The sequence below is a fragment of the Actinomycetota bacterium genome, assembly GCA_035640355.1.
In the GTDB taxonomy this organism is placed as follows: domain Bacteria; phylum Actinomycetota; class UBA4738; order UBA4738; family HRBIN12; genus CALGFI01.
Map to the genome: position 1 here is coordinate 16,578 of DASQWI010000020.1, position 10,885 is coordinate 27,462.

Here is a 10,885-nt window from a genome sequence, read left to right on the forward strand (position 1 = left end):
CGCTCGCTCGACGCGGCTCGGCGATCGTCAGCGGTGCGCCGACTTCGCGCCCGGCCGCCACACCGACGACAGCGGAAGGTGGGTCAGTCGAACGTCGCCCGCATCGCGCAACGCTCTGCACACCAGGAACGTGAGCAGCGCGACGGCGGGCGGCAATGCCAACACGAGCACGCGGAAGAACCATGTCACGGTCCCGATGTCGAGCTCGAACCAGTGGGCGACGAGGTCGTTGCTCGCCGCCGCGAACAGCGACGCGTAGAAGGTCAGCGTCCCGGCACCGAACGCCGTTCGCACCGGGCGGTCACGCGGACGATCGAGCAGGTGGTGTTCGGCCTGATCCTTCGTGATCAGCGACTCGAGGAACGGCCAGGCGTACAGCACGGCGAACGTGATCCCAGGGACGAGGACGGCGGGGAAGAACGGTTCGGGAATCTCGAAACCGAACGCTCGGATCTCCCAGTTGGGGAACAGGCGGAGCGCGCCCTCGAGCCACCCGAGGTACCAGTCGGGCTGTGCCGGCGAGGTCACCTGCGACGGGTCGAACGGTCCGTACAACCACACCGGATTGATCTGGACGAGGCCCCCGAGGCCGGTCAGCACGGCGGCCACGAGGAAGAACAACCCCACCGATTTCAGCGCATAGGTGGGCCACAGACGCGATCCGACGACGTTTGCCTCCGTGTGCCCCGGTTCGGGGAACTGCGTGTGCTTCTGATGCCACACCAGCGCGAGGTGGGTGCCGAGCAGCGCGCCGAGGATCACCGGCACCAGGAAGATGTGCAACACGAAGAGTCGTCCAAGGATCTGCTCAGCGGGGAACTCTCCGCCGAACAGAAGGAAGGCGGCCCATGGACCGAGGAGCGGCACCGACAGGATGACCGAATACATGATGCGTAGACCGGTCCCCGACAGGAGGTCGTCGGGAAGGGAGTAGCCGGTGAACCCGTTGAGCAGCGCGAGCAGGAGCATCGTGACGCCGATCACCCAGTTGATCTCGCGCGGCCTTCGGAACGCGCCGGTGAAGAACACGCGGCACAGGTGCACCACGATCGAGCCGATGAACACGAGCGCCGCCCAGTGGTGGGTCTGCCGCATCACGAGACCCGCGCGCACCTCGAACGAAAGCCTCAACGTCGACGCGTACGCGTCCGACATCTCGAGCCCTCGGAGGGGCTCATACGGCCCCACGTACGTCGTCGGCGTCAGGCTCGGCTCGAAGAAGAACGCGAGGAACACGCCGGTCAGAACGAGGACGACGAAGCTGTAGAGCGCGATCTCGCCGAACATGAACGACCAGTGATCGGGAAACACCTTGTCGAGCGCCTGACGGGCGAATCGCGACAGGTGCAACCGCTCGTCGAGCCACGCGCCGATCCGATCCTGGAAGGGCGGCTCCTCTCCACCCGGAGGGCGAACGGTCGCGCGTTCGCGCTCGCTTCTTGAGCCCCCCGCACCCTCTCGCATCGCGTCAGTCACGACCGCGATCCCAGAACCCCGGACCGACCGGCTCGGGAAAGTCGCCCCGGGCGGTGACGTAGCCGGCCGCGTCGACCGTCAGCGGGAGCTGCGGGAGCGGGCGCGCGGCCGGACCCGCGACCGGTTGCGCCCCGGCGAGGACGTCGAACGCCGACTGGTGGCACGGGCAGAACAGCAGATGCTCGCTCGGCTGGTAGAGGCCGACGGGGCACCCCACGTGCGTGCAGATCTTGGAGTAGCCGACGACGCCCTCAGGAGCCCAATCCTCGCGTCCAGCCACCGGCCGGTAGACGCCCGGTCCGAGACCGATCAGCAGCGTCTGAGAGTCGGCGGCGCCGACGTATCCCTCGGGGAAGACCGTGACGACCGTTCCGGGTGTGATGCTCGCGGCTTGCACCGGCGTACCCGACGAGTCCACCGCTCGAACCCCTGCGCGCCATCGCGTATGGAACAAAGCTCCACCCGGCGCGCGACCAAGCGACCTGATCGGGAACAGCGCGGCGATGCCGAGGGCGCCCAGCGCCGCGACGGCCAGCCGCACGAGCAACCGGCGGCGAGCGACGAGTTCTGCGCCCGCACCGAACGAGTCGCTTGCTCGTGCCTGCTCGTCCGGCGTCGACGGCAGCGGCTCACGATCTTGCACGTCGTCACCGACGGGCAGGAACCGCTTCGCCCACAAGACGAGCCCGACGCCGATCCCGCCGAGCGCGACGAGCAACAGCGCGCCCTCGATCGGAGGGCTCCCGCCCGCGATGTAGACGATGGCCAGCCCGGCGGAGGCGAGCACGCTCGTGCCGAACGCCGCCGCGACGGCGCTCGCGCCCTTCGTCGAGGTCCTCATCCGCGGTCACCGGTGCGGGTGCCGATCCACCGCGCGAGCAGCAGCAACACGACGACCCCGACTCCGAGCGCGACGGCGCCCTCGGCGACGGGACCGACGCGGCCGATCGGCGCACCGCCCTCGTCGTCGGGGCGCTGCAAGTACTCGATGTACCGCAGGATGGAGTTCACCGATCGCTCATCGAGGTCGAACCGCGGCATGGCACCCTCGCCCGGGCCACACGTCCGGCTCGTGTTGGGACAGCCGGGACCGACGAGCATGGCCTCGGCGACGACAACGGGAGAGACGCCGTCGAGGTCGGGGACCACCTCCCCAGACGTGAGCGCACCCCCGACCGCCGTCGACGAGTGGCATGCCGCGCAGTGGTCGAGATACAGCTCCGCGCCTTCGGCGAGATCGCCCGCGGCGGGGCTCGGAGTGGGCACGCCCGGACCGGTTCCGCCGAACGTCTCGACGTGCCGAACGATCGCGTCGATGTCCGCCGCCTCGTACCGGGGCGACGCCTGGGCCGCTCTCATACCAGGATCGTCGAGCGGCATCCGCCCGGTCGCCAGCATGAAGTGCGTGTAGGCGCCCCCGTCGAGCGGCCCGTTCAGATCCGGGCCGAACGACGTGCCCTCGCCGGCGGAGCCGTGACACCATGCGCAATCGCGCTCGTACAGCTCGAGCCCGCGTTGCTCCGCGTTCACGTCGGAGGTGACGCCTGGAGGACGGAACGGCGTCGGCTCGTCACTCAAGGACGTGCACGCCGTCGCGAATCCCAGCGCTACCGCAACGAAGACCGCCGCGCGAGCGGTCACTTGACCCTCGCCGATCCGACGTCGAGGCCGTCGGTGCGGAGCCTGACGTCGGAGCCCTCCGCGCGGAGGTCCATCGTGCGGAAGGCGCCGAGCAGCACCGCGGCGATCGCCGCCAGGTACACGGCCGCGGGCGGGATCCACATCAGCGCCCCGGCGAGCTGCTGATCTTCAAGAGCGGTCAGTCCCCACAACGCCGGCCCGCCATGATGCACCGAGTACAACGGCGTCGACGCGAACACCAGCAGCGCGCCGAGGAGAGCTCCCTGGAGCGCGAACGCGACCAGGAACAGTGCGCGACCGAACGCGTTCGACACGTCTCGTCGCTCCCTGCGCAACGCCACGGACCACGCGAGCATCGACGCGACCAGGAACGATGCGTGCTCCAGCGCGTGGACCGGCTCGCTCACGAGCGCCGCCTCGTACAGAGTCGGTGCGTGCCAGCTCCACATCGCCACCGTGACGATGCCGAACGCGACGAGCGGTCGCCGGAGCACGCGCGGGGCGAATGCGATCGCGGCTCGAGCGCGGGCGGCGCTTCGCCGGGAACGGGGGGGAAGCGCCGCGAGCCACGTCGCGACGGGCCTGCCGAGGATGAGCAACGGCGCCGCGACGACGATGAGCAGCACGTGCTGTGTCATATGCGCCGAGAACAGGCTCTCCGCGACCGCATCGAGCGGCGAGAGGAGGGCGACGCCGAGCGCGACGGTTCCCGCCCAGAACGCCGCCCCGCGCCGAGCAGACCATCGGCCCGACCGGCGGAGCCGCATCGAGCCGAGCGCGTACACGACGGCCGCCGTGGCGAGACCGAAAATGACCAACGGGTCGAACGACCATGCGCGCCACACGTCGTCGGGGCCGACGAGCGCGTGAGCGACGAGCGTCATACGGCCTCACATCCTTGGATCAGGCCGAGCGGTATGAAACTCACGGCGATCAACAACGTGAAGAGCGCGGCGGTCATGACGCCAGCGGTCGCCAGCCACGTCGCCCGTTGCCCGGGCGTCGCGTCCGGGATAGATCGGATCCGACGGAGCTCGATGAATGCGCCGACGCCTGTTGCCACCGTAAGCGCCAGGAGCCCGACGTTGACGATGGCGTTGAACTCGTTCACCTCGATGCCGAGGACGGCGCCGGCAGGTCGCGCGGCCGGCGAGCAGGCGATCACCTCACCGAATGCCCAGTTGGCCGTCAGTTGCACCGCCCACGCGGTCGGACCGACGAGCAGACCGAGCCATCCCCACGTCGACCGTGAGGTCCGGTCGCCTCGTGGCGCGTCCGGAGGGGTGTGGTCGATCACAGGTATGGCGAGACGTAGACGGTCAGGAGCACGAACAGCCACACGACGTCGACGAAGTGCCAGTACATGGCGAAGTTCTGAACGCTGACGTGCCGGCGCTCGTCGAATGCGCCGCGCCACGCTCGCACCTGCACCCACACGGAGAACGCGAGGCCGACAAGTACATGGAGCCCGTGTAATCCGGTAAGCGTGAAGAACATCGACCCGTACGCGTTCGTCCGCGCGGTGAACTCGTCCAGGACGCTCGGATACTCAACGGCGAACTGCAACGAGAGGAACGCCGCGCCAAGCAGCCATCCCGCCAGGAGGCCGAACCGCAACCGTCGCTGATCGCCGCGCCGGATGGCCCGGTCCGCGAGGTGCACCGGGATGCTGGACGACCACAGGATCGCGCTCATCACGAGAGGGAGCGCGAGCTCGGGCGCCGCGATGCCGTCGGGAGGCCAGGTCGGTCCGGACCGGAAGCGGATGTACCAGTAGGACACGATGACCGTCGCGAACAGCGCCGCCTCCGTCGCGATCAGCCACGCCATCCCCCACCACGCGAACGAAGTGGACCCGTTCGCGTACGACGGCAGTACCTCGTCGAGGCGCCCGGTGGGCTCGATGTCGCGTTCCATCGCGCTCACGTCTCCTGCGTCTCCCCTCGCGGCCATAGCCAACCCGTGAGCGTGCCCGCGGACGCGATGGCGCCTACGGCGGCCACCATCCACGACGAGAGCAGGACGCCGTAGAAGGCGACCATCAGCGCCAGCGTGAGGAACAGCGGCCACGGTGAAGCGTGCGGCATGTGGACGATCGCCTGCGGCGCGGCGTCGGCAAGCGTGGTCGCCAGCGTGGTGTGTCCATCGGTGAGGGGACGACCACCGTTCTCGGGTGGTTGCGCACCGCCCTGGAGCTCGGGCTGATCCCACGCCGGTTCGCGGCTTCGAACGGTCGGGATCGTGGCGAAGTTGAATTCGGGGGGCGGCGACATCGTGGTCCACTCCAGCGTGTCACCGCTCCACGGATCCTCGCCCGCCGGCTCGCCGTGTGCCCGGCTCCGGAACCAGTTCCAGAACGTGACCAGGATGCCGACGGCCATGACGAACACCCCGATCGTCGAGAGCAGGTTGTGAAGGTCCCATCCCAGACCTGATGCATACGTGTACGTCCGTCGTGGCTGTCCGAGCAGACCGGCGATGTGCATCGGAAAGAAGGTCAGGTTGAACCCGACGAACATGAGCCAGAAGCTGATCTTGCCCAGACGCTCGTCGAGCAGGCGCCCGAGCATCTTCGGCCCCCAGTAGTACAGGCCGGCGAACATCGGAAACATCGCGCCGCCCGCGAGGACATAGTGAAAGTGCGCCACGACGAAGTACGAGTCCGTCGTCGCCTGATCGAACGGCACGGCGCTGAACATCGCGCCGGAGAGCCCCCCGATCACGAACAGCACGAGAAAGCCCAGGACGAAGTGCATCGCGGTCGACAGCACCAGCCGACCGGACACCATCGTCGCGAGCCAGGCGAAGATCTGCGTGCCGCTCGGGATCACCACCATGAAGCTCGCCGCCGAGATGATGCCCAGGGCGATCGTGGGGAGACCGACGGCGAACATGTGGTGGACCCAGACGCCGAAGCTGATGACGAAGATGAACAGCTCGGCCAGGACGATGTAGGTGTAGCCGACCATCGGGCGGTGGGAGAACGTGGGGATGATCGACGAGACGAGGCCGAGCGCCGGCAGGACGATCAGGTAGACCTCGGGATGGCCGAAGAACCAGAACAGGTGCTGCCAGAGGACCGGATCTCCGCCGCCGTCGGCGTCGTAGAAGTGGAAGCCGAACTTCCGCTCGAGCTCCAGGAACACGTTCGCCACGGTGAGCACGGGCAGCGCGAACACGACGGTGAGCGCGAACGCGAGCTCGCCCCACACGAAGATCGGGATGCGGTTGAGCGTCATCCCGGGCGCCCGGAGCTTGAGGATCGTAACGATGAAGTTGATCGCCCCGGCCGTCGTCGAGATGCCGATGAAGATCAGCCCGAGCGCGTAGAAGTCGATGGCCAGGGTCGGCGTGAACTGCTCGCTCGCGAGCGGCAGGTAGTTGAACCACCCGTCGTCCGGCGCCTGCCCCACGAGGAACGCCGAGTTCAGGAACACGCCCGCTCCCAAGAACACCCAGTACCCGAACGCGTTCAGGCGCGGGAACGCCATGTCGCGCGCGCCGATCATGAGCGGGACGAAGTAGTTCCCGAACCCCGAAAGGATCGGCGTCGCGACCAGGAACATCATCGTGACGCCGTGCATCGAGAAGAGCTCGTTGTACGTCTGCGGCGACAGCAACTCGAGCCCAGGAGCCGCGAGCTGGACGCGCATGAGCGTCGCCTCGAGTCCCGCGAGCACGAAGAAGAGGAAGCCCGTGTACAGGTAGCGGAGACCGATGCGCTTGTGATCCACCGTTCCGGCCCACGCGGAAAGCCCGGTTCCCTCGTGCCAGACGAGCTCGAGCCGCTCCGCGTACGACGCCATCAGTCGAGCGTCTCCAGGTAGTCGATGAGCGCGTCGAGGTCTGCATCGCTCAGCTCCGTCGGTGGCATCACGTTGCCCGGCTTGATCGACTGGGGGTCCTCGATCCACCGCGCGAGGTCTTCGTGGGAATTGGGGATCGTGCCCGCGGCGAGCGTCAGCCGCGACGCCATGTGCGTCAGATCCGGCCCGAGCGTGCCCGTAGCCTCCGTGCCACGGATCGTGTGACACCCGACGCACGTCGAGCTCATGAAGACGTCGAGCCCCGACGCCGTCTCGGTGTCCGACTCAGCAGGTTCCGCCTCGTTCTGCAACCACGCGTCGAACTCGTCGCGCGACTCGGCGATCACGTGGAACGCCATGTTCGCGTGCTGGAGACCGCAGAACTCCGCGCACTGGCCTCGGTACGTTCCTGGAATGTCGGTGCGGACGTCGAGGACGTTCGTCCGCCCGTCGATCATGTCGATCTTCGGCGCGAGCTCCGGCACCCAGAAGCTGTGGATCACGTCGTCGCTCGTCAGCCGGAACCGCACCGTTTCGCCCGTGGGGATGTGGATCTCGTTCGCGGTGACGGCTCCCCCCGGGTAGCGCACCTCCCACCACCACACGTGACCGATGACGTCGATCGTGAGCGTGGCGTCACCTTGTCCGGTGGTCGCGTCCAGGTCGCGAAGCGAGACGACGAACACGGCGATGAGGATCAGGGCGGGCACAGCGACGCCCGCGATGACGATGAACGGGTCTCCCCACGGCGGCGTCGTGCGGTCGATCTCCACGTCGCGCCGGTTCCGGCGGACGATCGCGGCGACCATCATCCCGAGAACGACGGCCAAGACGGCAAGCGAGATCCACAGCATCGACCACCACAGCCGGTCGATCCGCTGGGCGCTGTCGCCCTCCGGGCTCAAGACCGACGGCGACTCGGCCGAGCAGGCGGCGAGCACGAAGAGGATGACGACGGACAGGCCGCCACATCGCCGGATCGTGGCCAGTGCCTCGCCGACCCTCGCCCGTCGACGCACCGGGCAACCGTATCGCGGCTCGTCGCAGTGGCGCTGGCCGACGACGCCCGGGAAAGCAGCGGCCGACGGGGGCGCCGGCGTCGTTGCTCGGAGTGTTAGGACCCCGCCCGGCGCGGGTAGGAACGCGCGTTGGAGGTGATGTCGCGTGCGCATGGCACCTGCGAACCACGCCGACCGGACCTTCAGGAACCCCGCGTTCCAGGGATTCCTTCTGCTGCGGACGGCGTTCGTCGTGGCGCCGATCTTGTTCGGCATCGACAAGTTCTTCAACTTCATGGTCGAGTGGCCGGACTACCTGGCTCCGTGGATCAACGACCTGTTGCCGGGCACGGCGCAGCAGTTCATGTACGTGGTCGGTGGGATCGAGATCGCGGCCGGCCTGCTGGTTCTGCTGTCGCCGCGCTGGGGCAGCCTGGTCGTCGCCGCGTGGCTCGGCGCGATCATCGTCAACCTGCTGACGGCCGAGCCGCCGGAGTACTACGACATCGCGCTGCGTGACTTCGGGCTGTTCGTCGGTGCGATCACGCTGAACCGCCTGGCGGCCGCGTTCCGCGTGACGACGGTGGCGTCCGAGTTCGAACAGGAACAGCGCAAGGCCGCCTAAGGCGAAGCGCGCCTCAGGTTCGGAGCGCGGAGAGGAACTCGTCGAGGTCGGGCCCGATGCGAAAGCTCGGCTCGATCGTGCCCTCGAGGGCCTCGACGGTCTTGTAACCGTTGCCGGTGACGAGCGCGACGGTCTCCTCTCCGCGCTTCACCACGCCCGCGTCGACGAGGCGTTTCAGGACGGCGATGGTGACGCCGCCCGCGGTCTCCGTGAACACCCCCTCGGTCTCAGCGAGCAGTCGAACGCCCTCGAGCACCTCGGCCTCCGTGCAGGCCTCGACGACACCGCCGGTGGAGCGCGCCGTCTGGATCGCGTACCAGCCGTCCGCAGGGTTGCCGATCGCGAGCGACTTGGCCACGGTGTTCGGTCTCACGGGTCGCACCTCATCGGCGTTCGAGGCGAACGCCTGCGCGACGGGCGAGCACCCCTCGGCCTGTGCGCCACTGATCCGATAAGGCCGATCACCGACCGCACCGATCGCTGCCAGCTCGCGGAACGCGCGATGAACCTTAGTCATCAGCGCACCCGAGGCGACCGGAACGACGACGTGATCGGGGAGGCGCCAGCCCAACTGCTCGGCGACCTCGAACCCGAGCGACTTGGACCCCTCCGCGTAGTACGGGCGCATGTTCACGTTGACGAACGCCCAAGGCAGTGCGTCCGCGACCTCACTGCAGAGACGGTTGACGTCGTCGTACGAACCGTTGACCGCGACGACCTTCGCCCCGTAGGCCTCGGTGGCGAGGATCTTCGCCCGCTCGAGGTCGTCGGGAACGAACACGTAGCAGGGCATCCCGATCTTCGCGGCGTGCGCTGCGGTCGCGTTCGCCAAGTTGCCGGTGGACGCGCAGCTGATCGCCTCGAACCTGAACGAGCGCGCCATCGTGGTCGCAACGGTCACGACCCGATCCTTGAACGAGTTGGACGGGTTCACGCTGTCGTCCTTGATCCACAGCGTCTCCAGGCCGAGGGCATCGGCGAGACGGCCGGCTCGGCGCAGCGGCGTCAACCCGGCGCCCAGGTCGACGCGGTCGACGTCCGGCCCGCCGGGCAGCAGTGACTCGTACCGCCACAGCGACGTCGGGCCGGCTTCGACGTGCTTTCGGAAGTCGATGCCGTCGATCGCATCCAGGTCGTACGTGGGCTCGAGCGGTCCGAAGCACTCTTCGCAGATGGTGAGCGGCTCGACGGGATACCGCGCGCGGCACTCCCGACACTCGAGGGCGAGGGGAGAAACGATCGTCGCCATGGGGCGAGCAGCCTAGCTGCCCAGGCACGGTCGCGCATCGGTCGAAGATGCGTCCCGAGAGGTCACTGCATAGAGTCCCGTCCGCGACGGGGGGAGACGACGCCGTGTCCGAACTGCAAGGCACCGGAGGAAGGCTCCGCACGCTTTCGATCGGGCTCGTGATCGGCGCAGTCGAGGTCGTCGTGGCCGCGTCGTTTGCGGGCTTGGTGTTCAGCGGCTTGCTGAAGCGCTACATCGCGGACGGGGTGGGCCTGTACGTGACGGCCGCGGCGATCGCGCTGGCCCTGCTGGCCTGGCGGGCGGGCACCCGAGGCGTGGTCGGGAGTCTCCAGGCCGCGACACCGGCGATCCTCACGGTCCTTGCCACGCCCGTGGCGTTGAACGCGTTCGGAAGCGGCGCACGCGACTTCATCACGGTCGTGCTGGCGACCATGGTCATCACGGTGGGGGCCGGGATCACCAGCGTCGTGCTCGGGATTCGGCGGCGGGGCGATCTCGTTCGCTTCGTGCCCTACCCGGTCGTCGGCGGATTCCTCGCAGGGGTCGGTTGGCTGCTCGTCGGCGGCGGCGTCGCCGTCACGGTGAACGAGTCGCAGTTCCTGCTCCCGATCGCCGATCTGTTTTCGCGCGACGCGCTCGTGCGGTGGGTGCCGGCAGTCGTTTTCGGCGGGTTCCTGTTTGTCTCGCAGCGTGTGGTGAGGCGGCCCCTGACCGTCCCGGTCGTTCTCGGCCTGGGACTGGTGGCGTTCGCGATCGGGCTGGTGGTGACCGGATCGTCGATCGACGAGGTGCGCTCGGACGGGTGGCTACTCCTGGGGACGTTCGACGACGCTCCGAGCTGGCAGCCCTGGTCGACGAACGCGATCGTCGACGCGGACCCCATCGCGCTACTCGAACAGGCACCCGGCATCGTCGCCGCGATCTTGATCACCGTCCTCGCCCTCGCGTACAACATCAGTGGGACCGAGGTCGTCTTGGATCGCGACCTCGATACGAACCGGGAGCTTCGCGATGCCGGCGTGCTGAACGTCGTCTCCGGCGCGCTCGGTGGGATCCCCGGCTACCACGCCCTCAGCCTCACGGCGCTTGC

At 68.2% G+C, this 10,885-nt stretch carries 11 protein-coding genes; 2 read left to right on the forward strand and 9 right to left on the reverse strand.

What is annotated here, in order from left to right:
* Positions 1-27: 27 nt before the first annotated feature.
* Genes VFA08_11075 through coxB form a run of 8 tightly spaced genes read right to left on the reverse strand, consistent with a single transcriptional unit; the run spans position 28 to position 7,942 of the window.
* Positions 28-1,476: a ubiquinol-cytochrome c reductase cytochrome b subunit gene (locus tag VFA08_11075; GenBank protein ID HYZ14125.1), complete on the reverse strand. Its 1,449-nt coding sequence runs from the start codon at positions 1,474-1,476 to the stop codon at positions 28-30.
* Positions 1,469-2,317 (reverse strand): Rieske 2Fe-2S domain-containing protein, encoded by an 849-nt coding sequence (locus VFA08_11080; protein HYZ14126.1) that lies wholly within the window; start codon positions 2,315-2,317, stop codon positions 1,469-1,471. Before VFA08_11080 ends, VFA08_11075 begins: the two co-directional genes overlap by 8 nt.
* The gene (locus tag VFA08_11085) at positions 2,314-3,117 is read right to left on the reverse strand and encodes a c-type cytochrome (GenBank protein HYZ14127.1); all 804 of its coding nucleotides are present in this window, start codon (positions 3,115-3,117) and stop codon (positions 2,314-2,316) included. The genes VFA08_11080 and VFA08_11085 overlap by 4 nt, the downstream gene beginning before the upstream one ends.
* Complete coding sequence (locus VFA08_11090; GenBank protein HYZ14128.1) at positions 3,114-4,001, reverse strand: cytochrome c oxidase assembly protein; 888 nt, start codon at positions 3,999-4,001, stop codon at positions 3,114-3,116. The genes VFA08_11085 and VFA08_11090 overlap by 4 nt, the downstream gene beginning before the upstream one ends.
* Positions 3,998-4,414, reverse strand: coding sequence for a hypothetical protein (locus VFA08_11095; protein ID HYZ14129.1), 417 nt, complete (start codon positions 4,412-4,414; stop codon positions 3,998-4,000). The genes VFA08_11090 and VFA08_11095 overlap by 4 nt, the downstream gene beginning before the upstream one ends.
* Positions 4,411-5,034 (reverse strand): cytochrome c oxidase subunit 3, encoded by a 624-nt coding sequence (locus tag VFA08_11100; protein ID HYZ14130.1) that lies wholly within the window; start codon positions 5,032-5,034, stop codon positions 4,411-4,413. Before VFA08_11100 ends, VFA08_11095 begins: the two co-directional genes overlap by 4 nt.
* 5 nt (positions 5,035-5,039) lie before the next feature.
* Complete coding sequence (gene ctaD / locus VFA08_11105; GenBank protein ID HYZ14131.1) at positions 5,040-6,923, reverse strand: cytochrome c oxidase subunit I; 1,884 nt, start codon at positions 6,921-6,923, stop codon at positions 5,040-5,042.
* On the reverse strand, positions 6,923-7,942 hold the full coding sequence (coxB, locus tag VFA08_11110; GenBank protein HYZ14132.1) for a cytochrome c oxidase subunit II: 1,020 nt from the start codon (positions 7,940-7,942) through the stop codon (positions 6,923-6,925). The genes ctaD and coxB overlap by 1 nt, the downstream gene beginning before the upstream one ends.
* 151 nt (positions 7,943-8,093) lie before the next feature.
* On the opposite strand from coxB, the gene VFA08_11115 reads away from it, so the two are divergent.
* Entirely contained in the window at positions 8,094-8,546 is a 453-nt protein-coding gene (locus VFA08_11115) for a DoxX family membrane protein (GenBank protein ID HYZ14133.1), read from the forward strand.
* A gap of 13 nt (positions 8,547-8,559) precedes the next feature.
* Here the strand turns inward: VFA08_11115 and thrC are convergent, their stop codons facing one another.
* Positions 8,560-9,795, reverse strand: a complete 1,236-nt coding sequence (gene thrC, locus VFA08_11120; GenBank protein HYZ14134.1) for a threonine synthase — start codon at positions 9,793-9,795, stop codon at positions 8,560-8,562.
* Positions 9,796-9,899: 104 nt separating this feature from the next.
* On the opposite strand from thrC, the gene VFA08_11125 reads away from it, so the two are divergent.
* A partial coding sequence (locus VFA08_11125; protein HYZ14135.1) for a SulP family inorganic anion transporter occupies positions 9,900-10,885 on the forward strand: 986 nt, incomplete at its 3' end.